General features: G+C 43.7%; 17 protein-coding genes. 9 read left to right on the top strand and 8 right to left on the bottom strand.

Annotated elements, in window-relative coordinates; all coding sequences use genetic code 11:
• Positions 1-340 precede the first annotated feature (340 nt).
• Positions 341-2,038, top strand: a complete 1,698-nt coding sequence (locus QM738_RS05560; protein ID WP_462275686.1) for a hypothetical protein — start codon at positions 341-343, stop codon at positions 2,036-2,038.
• 115 nt (positions 2,039-2,153) lie between these two features.
• Here QM738_RS05560 and QM738_RS05555 read toward each other — a convergent pair whose 3' ends face one another.
• The 3 genes from QM738_RS05555 to QM738_RS05545 all read right to left on the bottom strand — a co-directional run bounded on the left by QM738_RS05555 (position 2,154) and on the right by QM738_RS05545 (position 3,687).
• A complete protein-coding gene (locus tag QM738_RS05555) occupies positions 2,154-2,654 on the bottom strand; it encodes a hypothetical protein (protein WP_462275685.1) in 501 nt (166 codons plus the stop codon).
• Between the two features lie 396 nt (positions 2,655-3,050).
• On the bottom strand, positions 3,051-3,425 hold the full coding sequence (locus tag QM738_RS05550) for a type II toxin-antitoxin system HicB family antitoxin (RefSeq protein WP_462275684.1): 375 nt from the start codon (positions 3,423-3,425) through the stop codon (positions 3,051-3,053).
• On the bottom strand, positions 3,418-3,687 hold the full coding sequence (locus tag QM738_RS05545; protein ID WP_462275683.1) for a type II toxin-antitoxin system HicA family toxin: 270 nt from the start codon (positions 3,685-3,687) through the stop codon (positions 3,418-3,420). Before QM738_RS05545 ends, QM738_RS05550 begins: the two co-directional genes overlap by 8 nt.
• 437 nt (positions 3,688-4,124) lie before the next feature.
• Between QM738_RS05545 and QM738_RS05540 the strand changes: the two genes are divergently transcribed.
• Both QM738_RS05540 and QM738_RS05535 read left to right on the top strand, forming a co-directional pair.
• Positions 4,125-5,525 (top strand): Gfo/Idh/MocA family protein, encoded by a 1,401-nt coding sequence (locus QM738_RS05540; protein ID WP_462275682.1) that lies wholly within the window; start codon positions 4,125-4,127, stop codon positions 5,523-5,525.
• Positions 5,526-5,723: 198 nt separating this feature from the next.
• A complete protein-coding gene (locus QM738_RS05535) occupies positions 5,724-6,899 on the top strand; it encodes a Gfo/Idh/MocA family protein (protein ID WP_462275681.1) in 1,176 nt (391 codons plus the stop codon).
• A 157-nt stretch (positions 6,900-7,056) separates the two neighbouring features.
• On the opposite strand, the gene QM738_RS05530 is transcribed toward QM738_RS05535, so the two are convergent.
• Positions 7,057-8,388, bottom strand: coding sequence for a Gfo/Idh/MocA family protein (locus tag QM738_RS05530; RefSeq protein ID WP_462275680.1), 1,332 nt, complete (start codon positions 8,386-8,388; stop codon positions 7,057-7,059).
• 256 nt (positions 8,389-8,644) lie between these two features.
• On the opposite strand from QM738_RS05530, the gene QM738_RS05525 reads away from it, so the two are divergent.
• Positions 8,645-9,019 carry a YccF domain-containing protein gene (locus QM738_RS05525; protein WP_462275679.1) on the top strand — a complete coding sequence of 125 codons (375 nt, stop codon included), beginning with the start codon at positions 8,645-8,647 and terminating at the stop codon, positions 9,017-9,019.
• Positions 9,020-9,174: 155 nt separating this feature from the next.
• The gene (locus QM738_RS05520; RefSeq protein ID WP_462275678.1) at positions 9,175-9,423 is read left to right on the top strand and encodes a hypothetical protein; all 249 of its coding nucleotides are present in this window, start codon (positions 9,175-9,177) and stop codon (positions 9,421-9,423) included.
• Here QM738_RS05520 and QM738_RS05515 read toward each other — a convergent pair whose 3' ends face one another.
• Positions 9,424-9,930, bottom strand: coding sequence for a DUF4251 domain-containing protein (locus QM738_RS05515; protein WP_462275677.1), 507 nt, complete (start codon positions 9,928-9,930; stop codon positions 9,424-9,426).
• A gap of 118 nt (positions 9,931-10,048) precedes the next feature.
• Between QM738_RS05515 and QM738_RS05510 the strand changes: the two genes are divergently transcribed.
• The 4 genes from QM738_RS05510 to QM738_RS05495 all read left to right on the top strand — a co-directional run bounded on the left by QM738_RS05510 (position 10,049) and on the right by QM738_RS05495 (position 12,984).
• Positions 10,049-10,252, top strand: coding sequence for a hypothetical protein (locus QM738_RS05510; RefSeq protein WP_462275676.1), 204 nt, complete (start codon positions 10,049-10,051; stop codon positions 10,250-10,252).
• A 94-nt stretch (positions 10,253-10,346) separates the two neighbouring features.
• On the top strand, positions 10,347-11,129 hold the full coding sequence (locus QM738_RS05505) for a DUF3592 domain-containing protein (RefSeq protein WP_462275675.1): 783 nt from the start codon (positions 10,347-10,349) through the stop codon (positions 11,127-11,129).
• Between the two features lie 84 nt (positions 11,130-11,213).
• Complete coding sequence (locus QM738_RS05500; protein WP_462275674.1) at positions 11,214-12,062, top strand: SIR2 family protein; 849 nt, start codon at positions 11,214-11,216, stop codon at positions 12,060-12,062.
• 43 nt (positions 12,063-12,105) lie between these two features.
• Positions 12,106-12,984 (top strand): hypothetical protein, encoded by an 879-nt coding sequence (locus QM738_RS05495; RefSeq protein ID WP_462275673.1) that lies wholly within the window; start codon positions 12,106-12,108, stop codon positions 12,982-12,984.
• Between the two features lie 37 nt (positions 12,985-13,021).
• Here the strand turns inward: QM738_RS05495 and QM738_RS05490 are convergent, their stop codons facing one another.
• The 3 genes from QM738_RS05490 to QM738_RS05480 all read right to left on the bottom strand — a co-directional run bounded on the left by QM738_RS05490 (position 13,022) and on the right by QM738_RS05480 (position 15,078).
• Positions 13,022-13,645, bottom strand: coding sequence for a porin family protein (locus QM738_RS05490; protein WP_462275672.1), 624 nt, complete (start codon positions 13,643-13,645; stop codon positions 13,022-13,024).
• A 155-nt stretch (positions 13,646-13,800) separates the two neighbouring features.
• Positions 13,801-14,337, bottom strand: a complete 537-nt coding sequence (locus QM738_RS05485; protein ID WP_462275671.1) for a pyridoxamine 5'-phosphate oxidase family protein — start codon at positions 14,335-14,337, stop codon at positions 13,801-13,803.
• Positions 14,338-14,562: 225 nt separating this feature from the next.
• Entirely contained in the window at positions 14,563-15,078 is a 516-nt protein-coding gene (locus QM738_RS05480) for a hypothetical protein (RefSeq protein ID WP_462275670.1), read from the bottom strand.
• Positions 15,079-15,573 lie beyond the last annotated feature (495 nt).

Below are 15,573 nucleotides of genomic sequence, written 5' to 3'. Positions count from 1 at the left end.
ATGATAGAACATTGCTCAACTACTTAAGTAAATACTGCTATGTATCCTCTGTGCCTATGAGGTTTAATGCTGTGTTGCAGTTGTTATTGCCTTTGGTGGCAGTGCCTCACATGGTCAGACCAGGGGGTCAGACCATGTGTTCCTGTTCCCTCTGTGCCTATGTGGTTTTAATGTGTGGTTGTATTTGCTATCACATTTGGTGGCAGCGCTTCACATGGTCTGACCCCCTGGTCTGACCATGTGTTCCTGTTCCCTTTGCGCCTATGTGGTTTATTTATATGGTGCATCTTCTCTTCTTCTCAACCAGGTAGTAAGCACTTCCACCAAAAATGTTTTACATTTGAAGTGTACCTGTAAGCCCATCATTAAGTACTCAACCAACCATACCATGCATCCGCGTTACTACCTGCTGCTCATTGTTACACTACTGTTTGCTGCCTGCAATTTAAAAACAGCCACACCGCTGCCACAGCTACAACCCTATACAGCATCGGCCAGCGATAGTATATATAGCAACATACGCCCGCAGGTGCAGCGCTTTACCATAAATGCCGAAGTGGCCAAAACCATTACAGCAGCCGGCGGCACCAGCATATTATTTCCGGCACAGTGTTTTTTAAATGCAGCGGGCGAAGTGGTAAAAGGCAATGTGCAGGTAGAAGTGGTGGAAGCAATGGCATTAAAAGATTTTATCAGCAGCGGGCTTGCCACGGTTGCCAACGGGCAGCTGCTGCAATCGAACGGGATGATGTACATCAATGCCACTGCCAATGGCGAACAATTGCGGCTGGATACCACCAATGCGCTAACAGTAACCATGCCCACCATGGGTAAGCCCAACGGCTTTAAAATGTTTACCGGCAATGGTACCAACTGGCAGGCAGATAGCAGCATGACCGCAGACCCGGATTATGCATTTACACTGCCGCTGAATGTATTGTATCCAAAAGGTAATCAATCACTATTTTATTGCATTAGCGGTAATACTGATGGAACAGATAAATACTATTGCCTGGATACAACGGTAATGAATTTAACCGATAAAAAATATGAAAATACCGTTATTGCCACAATGGAGTTTGAAAACAGGTATTACAGCCTGTTGTGTATGACGTATTGGATGAGTTATATTCAAAAAGGTATTGAGTCTTTTAAAGAAGACCACTGCGGAAATGGTAATTTTGATCTGTCGCTTTATAAAGAATACCTCGACTATCCCAACCGCTCCTTTAAAGAAACCGACTCGGTGGTAAAGACGCTTTATCTCAATTATTTTAAAAAAAATAAAGCAAAGCTGGAAGCCTTTTGCGAATCTGTAAATAAGGAAATGCGGCAATATTATAGCAACTGGACAGATACTAATTACGAGTTTGATTTCCGCAAGCAATCGCTGGAGCAGCAATACATGAACTGTGCAGAGGGTTTTCCATTTAGAAAAACAAGAGAAATAAAACATTTCGATACGAAAGGAGTGAACCTGGATGATGCAGGGGCATTTGAACAATTGCAACAAAAAGGGGTGGCCGTAAAAGACATCAATGAAATGCTGCGGTATAATTTTCTTCGTAACCAAATGATCAAATACCTGCAAAGCATTAATGAGGCAAGAGCAGCAAAAGAAAAAATAGAAACACTGTATAATTCAACGGTATTCTCTGTAAGCAAAATGGGATGGATCAATTGCGACCGTTTTTATGACGACCCCAATGCAGGCAAAGCAGAAATAATAGTTTCCGGCAATGCCGCTACGCCATTAAAATTTATAGATTGCTCCCTTGTAATACCATCATTAAATGTGCGCCTGTCGGCCTGGCAAAATACCAATGGCAGCTATACTTTTACACAAAAGGATGGCCGTTACATTAAACTCCCCATCGGTATGCCGGCCGTAGTGGTAGGCACCTCCCTGCAAAATAACCAGCTGTACTTTGCCGCACAAAAAATTACCATTAAAGATGGCATTACTGTTACCCTGCCCATGAAACAAATAACCAGCGCCAGCCTGCCCGATTCATTACAGGCGGTTGTTAAAAAATAACACAGCAAAGCAATATTCTTTACACAGTATGAATGAGTTATTCTTCTTCATACTGCTCTGCCAATCCATCTTACCTTCAACCTTCAACTCTCAACTTTGAACTCTCCACTTCCACTCACCTTCCCCCCACCGTTAAGCTCTTGGCCACCACCGGCACCACGTTAATAACGGGGTTGGTTTGCTCCAGGTTGGTAACTGTGTACACCGCCACCACTTCCAGTTCAACAGGGCTGATGATCTCTAAAAAGCCGATCTTCAATTGATCATCGGCGCCGGCCTTCTTCAGCATTTCGGTTATCTTACAGCAATCGTCCATAGTGGCATTAAAAGGTTTCAGTGTAACCAGCTCTGCACCTACAGGCCCCTGTATCTTGGGTTCACGGGCAATGGCTTCGTTCTTAACCACTACAGGTGTAAAAGCTTTGGCAATACGTACTTCTTTAGTACCAAAGTTTAAAATGTTGATCTCGGTAGAATAAAGACCGCGGCTTACAATAGCGCCCTCGCATTCATTTTCAAACTTGTTTTTTTGAATACCGCATACAAACTTTACATTGTATACAAAATATTTTCTTTTAGTTAAAGCCAGCTGCTTCAGCATATCAGGTGTGGGCATAAAATAAAATTTAAAATGAGTAATGATTTTTTAGGCAGCTAAAGTACACAGCTCAAAGACCCCTGTCAATACCACAAAGCGGGGTATTTTGGTAAGAGTGATACAGAGAAGCGAGGAAAGGTTGAACCACATAGGCACATAGCATACATAGAATGCCGGAGAAGTATTGGGAGTATGTACCACAGCTTCATAAAAGTATTTCTATGTTTCCTCTGTGCCTATGTGGTTTATTACTATCTGCGTGTTATCTTCCTTGAGTATTGAACATTGCACATTGAAAATTGAGTGTTTTCTTCTATGCGCCTATATGGTTTATTGCTCCTCTGCGTATTTGCATGAAAACTCTTTATGGTAATAAAAAAACCCGCCTCTTAAAGCGGGTTAATAAATAATTACTTATCTCAGTGCCGTGCGTATTGTGCCGCCGGGGTCGGCAGTTTTGGTAATGGTAAAATCAATAGCATACCGCACAAAATCATTCAGCGACATATTTTTTAAAGCCGACACGATAGCTGCCTGCCGGTGCAGTTCCGAAGGGATACGCACATTAAAACTTCCCTTGTAAGTTTTATCCGGCTCTTTACCCAGTTCCATACAGGTATCCAGGTAATCGTCTACCGCTTCTTTAAAAGCCCGCTTCAGTTCTCTTACGCTCGTGCCCTCAAAACTCACCAGGTCGTTGATACCAATTATTTTGCCAATAAATACTTCATCGGCTGCAGCATAATGTATGCTTGCAAAATAATCTTTGTATTGTAAGATGTCATTCATCTTTTATCTTTCCTTTTTCTTTCAGATGTTCAATCACATCCTTTAATTGATATGCTTTTAAAATGGCTGAAGGGTGTGGCTTATGCAAACTGATGATATTCTTTCCGGCATCAGCAAACTTCCTTCTCGATCCACCGGTCTTTCCTTTTTTCAGCTCTGTATAACCAAAATAATTTAAAACCTTCAATAGTTCATCCCACGTAAAATCTGCAGGGGCCGGTGTGGCCAATAATCTTTCAATTAACTTTTGAACTTGCGACATTGCGGATGCGTACAATATTCTTTTAACGGGTTCACGATCTTATGATGTTGGTTTACGATCCGGTTTGCAACTAAAATTCAGTTGCAATTTACAATCCTTAACCGAGTACTCAAAATATTTCTATGTGCCCGCTGTACCTATGTGGTTTTAATGCTGCGTAGTGTTTGCTATCGCCTTTGGCGGCAGCGTACGCACATGGTCAGACCGGGAGGTCAGACCATGTGTTCCAAAAATCCGCCGCAGGCGGTAATGATCTATGTTTTCTCTGTGCCTCTGTGGTTCACTTCTCCACTGTGGTCTTTGCGCCCCCGCCTTTGAACTTTCAATCTTCAACTTTTAACTTTGAACCTTTTCTTCCCTCTTTTTTCTTATCTTCATCATGCTTGCAAAAAACGATTGCAACCCCTGCTCATTCCAAAGCTTTTAATAAACCAATTATGTCCACTCCAAAAAAGATCGGCCGCCGCAGTTTTGTAAAAAACAGCTTTAAAGCAGGCGCCATCAGCACCCTATCCCTCAGCGGATTTCCGGTAATAGTGCCTGCCACAGTTTTTGGTAAAAATTCCCCCAGCAACCGCATCAATATCGGCGCCATAGGCGTGGGCCGTATATCGCGGGAGCACGATATGGCCGAAACACTTAAGTACGATAAAGCAAGGATAATGGCGGTGTGTGATGTGGATAGTAAAAGATTAGGCGAAGGCAAACAATATGTAAACGATTTTTATACAAAAAAAACCGGCGCTGCTTACGATGGGGTAACCATGTACAGCGATCACCGGGAGCTGTTGCTCAATAAAGATATAGATGCAGTGATCATCAGCACACCCGATCACTCGCATGCGTATTTAGGTATACATGCCGTGGAAGCAGGTAAAGATGTGTATTTACAAAAGCCGGCATCACTCACCATAGCCGAAGGCAGGGCATTGAGCAATGCAGTGCATCGCACCGGCCGCATATTGCAGATAGGCAGCCAGCAACGCTCCTGGGCACAGTTCAGGTACGCGGCAGAGTTAGTACGCAATGGCCGCATAGGCGAATTAAAAACCGTGTACGTAGGCCTGCCCGGCGACCCGGCAGGTAATGAAGAACCCGAAATGCCAGTACCCAAAAATTTAAATTACGATGCCTGGTTAGGCTCCACACCTTATGTGTACTATACCGAAAAAAGAGTGCACCCGCAAAATGATTACAGCAGGCCCGGCTGGCTGCGTATGGAGCAGTTTGGCGCCGGCATGATAACCGGCTGGGGCGCCCACCATGTAGACAGTGCACACTGGGCCATGGACACCGAGTACACCGGCCCGGTGGAAGTATGGGGACAGGCCAGCTTTCCGCAAAGCGGCTTATGGGATGTGCACGGCCTGTTTAAAACAGAAGCCCTGTATGCCAATGGCGTAAAAATGATCATCAGCAACGAGATACCCAACGGGATAAAATTTGAAGGCACCAAGGGCTGGATATTTGTAACCCGGGGCAACTACCGGGCAAGCGCAACCGACCCGGTACAAAACACCGAAAACGCCAAAGCACTCACCGCCAGCGACGAAAAGATCATTACATCGGTGATAGGCCCCAACGAGATACAACTGTATAAAAGCACTGAACAGCACGGTAACTGGCTGGATTGTATACAAAGCAGGTTGCAGCCCATATCGCCGGTAGAAGTGGGCCACCGTTCCTGCTCCACCTGTTTGATACACCACATTGCCATGAAGCTGAAACGCAAAGTGTACTGGGACCCGATGAACGAACGCTTTATAAACGATGATGCCGCTAATAGTATGCTGAACCGGCCGCACCGTTATCCATACCAAATAAAAGGACTGGAATAAATTTCCCGCAGATTTCGCAAATAGCTCAGAAAAGACAATTTCATCAGCGTCATCTGCGCAATCTGTGGGCCATCAAATCATAAAAAAATAAATCAACTGGAATAAAATTTCCCGCAGATTACGCTGACTTCGCAGAAGGCATTTTATCAGCGTCATCCGCGCAATCTGCGGGCCATCTAAATCATTAAAATAAATCGCATGAGCCAATCAAACTCCAACCGCCGTAAGTTTTTAAAGAATGCTTCCCTGTTATCAGGCGCTTACCTATTATCCGGCTTACAGAATAAAGTAAGATCGGAAACAGTTATGCCGGTACAGCCGCAACCCATCATTGCCAACCGAATAAAATTTGCCGTCATCAATATCGATCACCCGCATATTTATGGCATGACGGATGCTATCAAACGCGGTGGCGGCGAGCTGGTAGCCCTCTTTACCACCCAGGCCGACCAGGCAGCTGCTTTTTTAAAAACCTACCCCGAAGCAAAGATGGCCAAAAGCGAGAACGAGATATTGGAAGATCCCGCTATACAACTGGTATTAAGCTCGGGCATACCCGACGAAAGAGCGCCGCTGGGTATAAGGGTAATGGAGCATGGCAAAGATTATTTAACCGATAAGCCGGGCATCATCACGCTGGATCAACTGGCAGCGGTTAAAAAAATGCAGCACAAAACAAAGCGCATCTACTCCATCATGTACAGTGAGCGCTTTGAAAATAAAGCGACTGAAAAAGCCAGTAAGCTGGTAAAAGAAGGCGCTATCGGGCAGGTGATACAAACAGTGAACCTGGCACCGCACCGCATCAACAATGGCGTGGGTAAAACCGGCCTTGCAGTAAGGCCCGACTGGTTTTGGGATAAAAAAAGATTCGGCGGCATACTCACCGATATCGGCTCACATCAATTCGACCAGTATTTACATTTTACCGGCTCTACCGAAGCACAGGTGCTGATGTCGCAAACTGGTAACGTGCACCATCCTGATAAACCTTTGTTTGAAGACTTTGGTGATGTGATGCTGAGTGGCAATGGTGGTACCGGTTATATACGGGTGGATTGGTTTACACCCGACGGGCTGGATACCTGGGGAGATGGAAGGCTGACCATTTTAGGCACCGACGGTTTTATAGAAGTAAGAAAGAACACGGACATTGCCTCCGGCTTAAAAGGCGGCAATCATTTATATATGGCCAATAAAAAAGAAATGGTGCACATCGATTGTAACAATGAGATATTGCCCTTTGGCCCGATGCTGGTAGATGATGTGCTGAACAGGACCGAAACCGCCATGTCGCAAAAGCACTGTTTCCTCGCCACCGAACTGGCCCTCAAGGCACAAAAAAATGCGAAGACACTTTCGTTAAAGAAATGACGCAAGCATAAAAAACAAATGTTCAATATTCAATTTTCAACACTCAATGTTCAAGTGATGGTCTTTACTTGAAGATTGAACATTGAGCGTTGAGTATTGAACATTTGCCTCTCATCTTAAAGACTCGAATTATTAATTGTTCATTATCAATTATTAATTATATACTCGGCAGCTTGTACCCATTATGATAGCCTGCCGTAAGATATTTTTTATTGATCGCTTTTTCTGTAAACCGCCCGTTTGCTTTATCCCAATATAATTTTTCTCCCGAGCGGAAGGCAATGTTCCCCATCTGGCTTAAAGTGGCAATATCCGCCGCCGCAGTAATAGGGCAGTGCAGCAACTCTTTTTTACGGGAACGGATAACCGAAAAAAAGTTTTCCATGTGCAGGTTCAAACCGTTATCCACCGAAGGCTTACGTACAACGGTAACTTTATTGGGGCTGCGGCTCTCTTCAAATACTTCCCAGCCGCCACGGTCCAGCTCCAGCGTACCATTATTGCCGATAAAAGCAATGCCATGCTCCTTGCGGAACAAACCATTCTCGATACCAATAGCATGATCCCACAATAAATTAAAATGATCGAACTGGTAACTCACACCCTGTGTATCGGGTGTTTCCTGCGGACTGGTGGGGTCGGCAAAATTGCCACCCACGGCACTAACGGAAACGGGTACCGTAGCTTTCATACCCAGTAAAGCATAATCCAGTAAATGCACACCCCAGTCGGTCATCAGGCCACCGGCATAATCCCAAAACCAGCGCCAGGTAAAATGAAAACGGTTGCTGTTGAAAGGCCGTTGCTGTGCTGGTCCCAGCCACATATTATAATCCACGCCTTCGGGTACAGGGCCATTGGGTACAAAAGACAAAGGTTTTTTCCAGCCCAGGTAGCACCACACTTTTACGGTGCGTATATTACCCAGTTGCCCCGTGGCAATAAAATCCACCGCATCTTTAAAATGCTGCTGGCTGCGCTGCCACTGCCCGGCCTGCACTACGCGGTCGTAGTGCTGCTGTGCAGCCATCATAATGCGGCATTCGGTAATGGAGTTGCCCACCGGTTTTTCAATATACACATCCTTGCCCGCCTTGCAGGCATCCACCATTTGCATACAATGCCAGTGATCGGGCGTGCCGATGATCACGGCATCCACATCTTTCATGTCCAGCAGCTGCCGGTAGTCTTTAAAGATTTTGATATTGGCAGTGGCAATATTTTGTTTGGCCAGCTCGGCCAGCCTGCGGTTGATCACGTTCTGGTCCACATCGCACAGGGCTACAATATTTACACCCGGCACTTTAATGGCCGCCATCGCATCGCTCCAACCCATGCCGTTAATGCCTATCACACCAATATTAATTTGATCAGACGGCGCTATACGGTTTTTAAAAAAAGCAAATACCGAATTATCTAAAGAAGAAGCAATAAATGCACCGGTAGTAAGTGCAGCAGCCTGTTTAAGAAAAACTTTACGCGAAGCCATAGCAAGTGTTTTATCGTAAAAGAAAATGTATCACTAATTACGAATTTATTTTGAACCAACCAAGAACCGTGAGTGGTGAGTGGTCAGTAGTGAGTAGCGTCTCAAAAATATCCGTGTCAATCTGTATAATCCGTGGCAAACCCATTTGCCGCAGGCAAATCTCCTGTTTCTTCTCTGCGCCCTCCGCGTAATCTGCGGGCCAACTTTTGCAGATAATATTTTTCACTTACTGTAACTTACAGCCTCAATACAGCATATGAATATTTTAGGAAATCTTGTATGGCTTTTATTCGGCGGCTTAATGGCAGCGCTGGGATATTTATTTGGTGGGATGATCTTATGCATTACCATAGTAGGAATTCCCTGGGGATTGCAATGTTTTAAAATTGCAGGCCTTGTATTATGGCCATTCGGTAAAAAAGTAGTGAGCGACAGCAGCAACAGTGGTTGCTTATCCGTATTGTTCAATATCATCTGGCTGCTTTGCGGCGGCCTGTATACCGCTATGGTGCATGTGGTAATGGGACTTTTATTATCCATTACCATTATTGGTATTCCCTGGGGCAGGCAGCATTTTAAATTAATAGAAATATCTATGATGCCTTTTGGTAAAAAGATCATCTATCGCTGACAACAGGCTAAAACAAACGAAGGCATCAGGCGGCTTCCTTTGTTTTAAAAGAATCTTTCAATCCCTCTGCGCCCTCCGCGTAATCTGCTCCAAAGGAGTCCTACGGACGGGCCATTTCTCTGCTGCCTCTTGTTATCTTTGCACAAACCTTTTCCGTGGACAATAATTTTGAATTACCGGTAAGCCACCTGGGTAAAGAATACCTCTTTCCTGCAAGCCTGCTCACTTTTGGTTACACCTATAAAATAGCCGTACAGGTATTTGAGACCAACATCAATTTTGAACCCGATGAAGAAGGCAACTTTCGTGCAGTGGTGCAACCGGAAGATATGAAACACAATACCGCCATTACAGCAGGCTTACTGCAAGCCATAGCCGAAACACTGCAGGAGTTGCTGCGCTGATCATTTCTTTACCCTGATAGTACCATTGTAATTGATACCCGAACGGTTGGTCATGATAATATTCAGGTTGGCAGAACCAGATGAAAATATCGTAAAGTTCATCGCCTGCACTTCGGAATTATCTTTTGGTTTAATGGTGATCTCCCATTGTTTTTCTTTAGCCTGCTGCTTATCAATAGTAAAATTTGCCGAAGTAAAATCCAATGGGCTTTTACCGGTATACGCCGCACCGCCTGAATAAGCCTTGCCGTAATAAGGTAAATACACCAGCAGTTTATCGCCGCTGAAACTGACGGTATAACCATCGCCGCTCACATTCCTGTTAGTACCAAATTGCGGCATTACATCGTTGGCCCAAAAGATCCATTTACTGCTGTCTATAGCACCGGCCACCTGTTCGGGAGTGGCGGCTGCGGTTAATTGTTTGCCTGAATTACAGGAGCTGGTGCTTACAGCCAGCAACAACAAAAAAGCCAGGCTGTAAAAAGGGTTGCATATCTTTTTCATAAAAATCTGTTTGATAAAAAAAGATGCACAATAAACGGGCCAGCAGGCGCTGCTGACAGTGAGCAGGACCTATTTTACCAAACTATTAAAAGCAGTATATTTCGTTTAAAATACAAACATGAAAAAAGCCGCTATAATAATTTGTATTGCTGCTGTGGTATTGATGGGCTATGGGTACTGGGGCGCTTTTACTGCCGCCGGCAATAAAGTATATGACGAAATGGACGGCAATTATCCCTTTTTTATACTGTTGGGTGGCTTTATTTTATTGCTCATTGCATTGGGCATGTTCTTACTGGGCCGTCGCAAGGCCGGCAAATAATTACCACACAATTGTTCAGAGCTGCCGTTAACAAGGTACAGCTTGCGCCGCCCGGCATCCTGCTATATCTTTCCGCCAATTAAAAAACATAGTTATGATGAAGATGAATACAGGCGCATGGATCGGCATAATCGGCGGTATCCTTGGCGGGGCCATCGGCATTGCATGCGTCATCGCATTTGCGGGCAGTATCGGCTTATACATTGCCGCAGGAATGATCCTGCTATTTGTTGGTATGGGATACCTGTTCTATAAATTACTGTTTCAGCAAATGATACTGGCGGCAAGATTGCAAAAGGTGGGCATACCTGCTAAAGCATTGATAAAAGATATACAGGATACCAACGTTACCATTAATAATAACCCGCAGATAAAACTGGTACTGGAATTAAAGAACAGCTTCGGGCAAACTTATGCAGCAGCAGTGCGTACGGTCATCAGCAGGTTTCAGCCATTGATGTACCAAATCGGTATGACGGTGCCGGTACTGGTAGACCCTGCAGATGAAAATAAAATGGTGCTGGATACCACTGCACGGGCAACCAATACTGCAACAACATCATTCGCTGCAAAAAATGTTTCGGCATTGGGGCAGGATATGATGAAAGAGCAGCAGGAAGGCGACAGCATCAGGCTGATGGGCAGGGCGGCCAAAGCCATCATTAAAAAATATACCTGGCTGGGCATTTATGTAAACGGCAACAACCCTTATTCCGAAATGGTACTGGAAGTATTGCCTGCAGATGCACCTGCATTTGAAGCCACTGTAAAAGCAGCTATTGCAGAACAGTCCGTATCAAAATACCAACCGGGGCAGGAAATATTTGTGAAGTACGATACGATGGATAATAAAAAAGTAGCGATAGAACATTCATAACAACATACTGCAGTTGCTTAAATTTTTTACACTGCAGTAAAGAAGAATATCTATATTGCCTGCAAGAAATTTACAGCAGCTATCATGCACGCACTTCAACAGGTCCGCAAAAAATTTACCCGTGCCGCTTTTTTAATTGGCAACGGGCCCAACCTGGGCGCCGGTATTTTTCCATCGTGGAAAGATCTGCTGGTAGCTGCATCTGATAAAGGATTCCGCTTTGCACCCGAAGGGCTTACCAATACTGAAGTGTACGACCTGGTGGAGCTGCATTCAAAAGATGCCAAAAAAGTAAAACAAAGGGTGGCACAAAAACTCCGGTTAACAGCCTCCATGAATATTGATGTGCATCGAAGGCTGATGAATTATGCCGCAACAACCAACTCGCCCGTGCTCACCACCAATTTTGATGCTGCACTGGAAACAGCGGTGAATGCGGAAATATTTCATATCAACTCAAAAGACTTTACAAGATTTTATCCCTGGAAAACCTATTATGGATTTGAACAACACCAGCTGCCCACCGATGGCTTCGGCATCTGGAAGATACACGGCGATATACAATACAAAGACAGCATCCGCCTGGGCCTTACCGATTATATGGGCAGCGCCGAAAGGGCCCGTAAAATGATCCATAAAGGAGATGACCGTTTATTCAGGGAAAGAAAGACCAGTAACTGGGGCGGCTATCAAACCTGGCTGCATATCTGGTTCAACATGCCCATCATTATAGCAGGGCTTGGCTTTGATACCGACGAAGTATTTTTAAGATGGCTGCTGATAGAAAGAAAGCGGTACATGAATTTGAGGAAGCAACCAATGAATGTTTGGTATATCTGCAAAGACGAACCCAAACCATCAGTAAAGAATTTATTGTACAGCCTGGGTGTGCAGTTTAAAATAGTAGATAATTATGCAGCGATATATGGGTAAAGTGTACCGAAAATTCTTTTCGGTTCATCGAAATTTTATTTCGATGTCGATCAGCCGAAATAAAATTTCGGCGTACTTAGCACTCTGCTTCATCCCCGCACTTTCACCAGCACAAACCATCACCGGCAAACTCTCCGCCCCGCTACTCAACGAAATTTCAGGCGCCGCATTTTCGCAGCTCAATAAAAATATTTTGTACGTACACAATGACAGTGGCGACTCCAGCCGTTTTTTCTCCATCAACACTGCCGGCGAATTATTGACCACGCATGTTTTTACTGCAAGGCCCAATAGCAAACTGGGTGTGCTGGATTGCGAAGACATTGCTGTTGGCCCCGGACCTGTAAAAGGCGAAAGCTATATTTACCTGGCAGATATCGGCGACAATTTTCACTTCCGGCCATCGGTGCAGGTATACCGTTTTAAAGAACCTGCAACGATGCAATCAAGGGATACACTTAAGCCAACCGTATTAAATCTTACCTATCCCAAAGGGCCCCGCGATGCAGAGACGATCATGATAGATCCCAAAGAAAAAATGATCTATATCATTTCCAAAAGAGAAGACACAGTGGGTATATACAGGTGCCCTTTGAATTTTAATAACAACAGCAATATAGTATTGCAGGATTGCGGTAAGATATTTTTTGAAGGCAAGGGAAAAGAAAAATGGATCGTGGCAGGCGATATCAGCAGCGATGGTAATAGTGTATTAATAAAATCGGTGAGCAAAGTATATTACTGGCAACGTAATGGTAATGAACCCTTGTATAAAACATTGCAGCGAACACCTGCAATACAAAGCCGCTTTACCTCGCACGGGCAGGAAGAAAGTATTGCATTTGCACCCGATGGTAAAGGCTATTATGTAATGGCCGAAGGAAAAGGCACGGGCATTTATTACTATACAATAGAAAAATAAATGATCCCCGCATTATGCGGGGATCACAGTATAAAGATCATTTACTTTTTTTACCGCCATGTAAAAAAGCATACGCCAGTGTAACACTAAAGGTGCTGCCTTTAATGGAATTGGCATTGGTACTACCCTTATCAATATGACCTAACCCTGCCGCATACCTTAAACCAATACCCAGGCCGGGAGCGCCCTTGGTTAAAGTATAGCCTGCACCGCCACACCAGCTGAACAATACTGACTGCGTATTCTTTTTAAAATCGTAATTGCCGTTGGTATACTTGCCTTTTGCAGAAAGTGTAAAACCGATCTGCGGTCCTGTTTCAAGATAAAAACCCACCGGCGACCTGTACTGCGCCAGCACCGGCACATTGATGCGGTTAATGGTAACCACACCGGTTATTTTGTTGGTACCACTCATGTATTCTTCTTCTGTTCCTTCGCCCGAGAACATGACCTCTTCCTGTACAGCAAACTGCTTTGCAAAACCCTGGTTGGCAAAAAGGCCTGCACAGAAAAACGTATGAGAACTGGTACTATAAATATTATTACTATAGCGCTCCTTGGAAAAATTTGCACCTGCTTTTACACCGGAGCTGAGTTGTGCTTTTACCTGCAATACAATGATACCTGCTGCAAGCAGCAATGCTGTTTTTTTAATGTTCATAATGGTTGTTTTGATAATAAATGGATTGCTTTGCCGGCAATAGGCAGCTGTATTTCAGCCATACAAAAATTCAAATTATCATACAGTACGACAATACCTATTTTGTAGTAGTGCAGGCTGCAACGTTATCAATTATCAAAACAGCTATAAAGCGCTTATACTTTTATATGGCCTTCCACCGAGTCATCAATTGTTTTGCCCATGGCTGCACCCACCAGCCTTTTTATAATACCAATGGCCATATTATGTTTGGTATCCCAGTAATAGCCTTCCCACGGATTGATGGTGATAACAGATATTCTCGGATCATCTTCACCTCCGGTAAACCATGTTTTAAACAAAGGGCTCCACAATTCTTTTATCAGCGTTTTATCCTGGCTGATGCTGGCAGTACCATACAGGTTCAAAAAATCGGCATAGCTCGATCCCTGGAAAAGCAATTGCACAAACGGATCTTCCAATATCTCCTGGTTATGGCTGCTGTCGATAGCGCTTAAAAATAAAAGATTACCGCGTTCATCTACCTTTTGTAAGGTCATGGGCCTTGCACTAAAACTTTCGTGTGTTTTTATTTTGGTGCAGAAAAAGCAGGTGCCCGCTTTATCCGTTAGCTCCTTTATTTTTTTAATGGCTTCCTTGCCGATCAGATCTTCATGATTGTCTTCGGCCTGTTGTTGATTAATGCTGTTCATAAGTAAATATTTTTAGAAACAAAATTCAAATACTGCACCAGTATGTACACAGTTGTATTAATAAATGAAGAACAATGACTTGTTATTGAACAGGTAATTTATTGTAGAAATAGTTCCCTTAAATAAAGAGGGGCTGGATGGAAATCCTGCCCCGTTATATCCAATATTCTATGAAAAACCGAGTTGAAGTGACCTGTATTATTATAACAGGCCACTAATTATTTTTTATTTAAAACGTATATTATAAGTTGCTGCCACACCTACCGTCTGCACATCAATAAAACCGGAGTTGCGGAATACCTGGTTATAAAAAGCAAACAAGTTCCAGTTGTAATTATGATAACCCGCCTGTGGCTTTAAATACAAACCACCATCGGAGTTATTGGTATTGGTTAAAAAAGTGTATCCAACATCAGCGCCTGCAAAAAAACCTTTGTAAGCTGGATAATAACGGAGCAGTAAACCCACAGGCACTGTACCAAAACTATTGTACTCTCCCTTAGGAAAGAAGTGTGTATAACCACTGGCTACACCAATACCAAAATTACGGGTGGCCATCCATTGTGCATCCAGGTCCACACCTGCGGCCACACTGCTGTAAGTGGAAATATCACCAACGGGTACCCCAACATTTACACCCGCCTTAAGCCATGAATTTTTTGAAGTGATCTCTTCATTCTGCTGTGCCGCCAGTTTATTGCCTAGCAACAGAACTGCTGCAACTATTATTATTTTTTTCATAACATCAATTTTACTGTATTTATTTTTCAAAGCACATGCCAGTAATTTTTTTAAAGGAGATACAACAGCTTAAATACGGGCATTTACTGTAATAGCAGTATAATATATTTGTGAAACAGTTGTAAAGTGTGTATATAAAAAAGGTCGTGTACAAATAACCGTGTAAATAACGAAACAAAGCGTGTAGATTTTTCCCTTGAAGCAGAGCAGTGTATATAAAAAAAGAGGGCTGGATAGAAATCCTGCCCCGTTTTAAAATCCAATATCCTATGAAAAACCGAGTTGCGGAAGCTGAATGAACCAGCATTCCAATTATATTATTACCTTCCGGTGAATGAGCTTGTTTTTTCTTTATCCCCTGATCTATCTCCCCGTTTGATGATGTAAAGTTGCATCAATAATTCTGTAGTTCCTATACTAAACTAATAAATGGCTGTTTCTATTTAGTAAATGGTAAAAAATGCCGCAAACATGCCATAACACTACCTTTCCCGG

The sequence above is a fragment of the Ferruginibacter sp. genome, assembly GCF_049840995.1.
Taxonomy (GTDB): Bacteria; Bacteroidota; Bacteroidia; order Chitinophagales; family Chitinophagaceae; genus Ferruginibacter.
Note: the sequence above shows the minus strand (reverse complement) of the source record. Positions and strands in the feature narration are given on the sequence as shown.

What these genes read in the sequence shown, in the direction of transcription:
- QM738_RS05555 (WP_462275685.1), bottom strand. Translation starts at nt 2,654, where the DNA reads ATGCCCACACCTGATATGCTGAAGCAGCTGGCTTTAACTAAAAGAAAA.
- QM738_RS05550 (WP_462275684.1), bottom strand. Translation starts at nt 3,425, where the DNA reads ATGAATGACATCTTACAATACAAAGATTATTTTGCAAGCATACATTAT.
- QM738_RS05545 (WP_462275683.1), bottom strand. Translation starts at nt 3,687, where the DNA reads ATGTCGCAAGTTCAAAAGTTAATTGAAAGATTATTGGCCACACCGGCC.
- QM738_RS05540 (WP_462275682.1), top strand. Translation starts at nt 4,125, where the DNA reads ATGTCCACTCCAAAAAAGATCGGCCGCCGCAGTTTTGTAAAAAACAGC.
- QM738_RS05535 (WP_462275681.1), top strand. Translation starts at nt 5,724, where the DNA reads ATGAGCCAATCAAACTCCAACCGCCGTAAGTTTTTAAAGAATGCTTCC.
- QM738_RS05530 (WP_462275680.1), bottom strand. Translation starts at nt 8,388, where the DNA reads ATGGCTTCGCGTAAAGTTTTTCTTAAACAGGCTGCTGCACTTACTACC.
- QM738_RS05525 (WP_462275679.1), top strand. Translation starts at nt 8,645, where the DNA reads ATGAATATTTTAGGAAATCTTGTATGGCTTTTATTCGGCGGCTTAATG.
- QM738_RS05515 (WP_462275677.1), bottom strand. Translation starts at nt 9,930, where the DNA reads ATGAAAAAGATATGCAACCCTTTTTACAGCCTGGCTTTTTTGTTGTTG.
- QM738_RS05510 (WP_462275676.1), top strand. Translation starts at nt 10,049, where the DNA reads ATGAAAAAAGCCGCTATAATAATTTGTATTGCTGCTGTGGTATTGATG.
- QM738_RS05505 (WP_462275675.1), top strand. Translation starts at nt 10,347, where the DNA reads ATGATGAAGATGAATACAGGCGCATGGATCGGCATAATCGGCGGTATC.
- QM738_RS05500 (WP_462275674.1), top strand. Translation starts at nt 11,214, where the DNA reads ATGCACGCACTTCAACAGGTCCGCAAAAAATTTACCCGTGCCGCTTTT.
- QM738_RS05495 (WP_462275673.1), top strand. Translation starts at nt 12,106, where the DNA reads ATGTCGATCAGCCGAAATAAAATTTCGGCGTACTTAGCACTCTGCTTC.
- QM738_RS05490 (WP_462275672.1), bottom strand. Translation starts at nt 13,645, where the DNA reads ATGAACATTAAAAAAACAGCATTGCTGCTTGCAGCAGGTATCATTGTA.
- QM738_RS05485 (WP_462275671.1), bottom strand. Translation starts at nt 14,337, where the DNA reads ATGAACAGCATTAATCAACAACAGGCCGAAGACAATCATGAAGATCTG.
- QM738_RS05480 (WP_462275670.1), bottom strand. Translation starts at nt 15,078, where the DNA reads ATGAAAAAAATAATAATAGTTGCAGCAGTTCTGTTGCTAGGCAATAAA.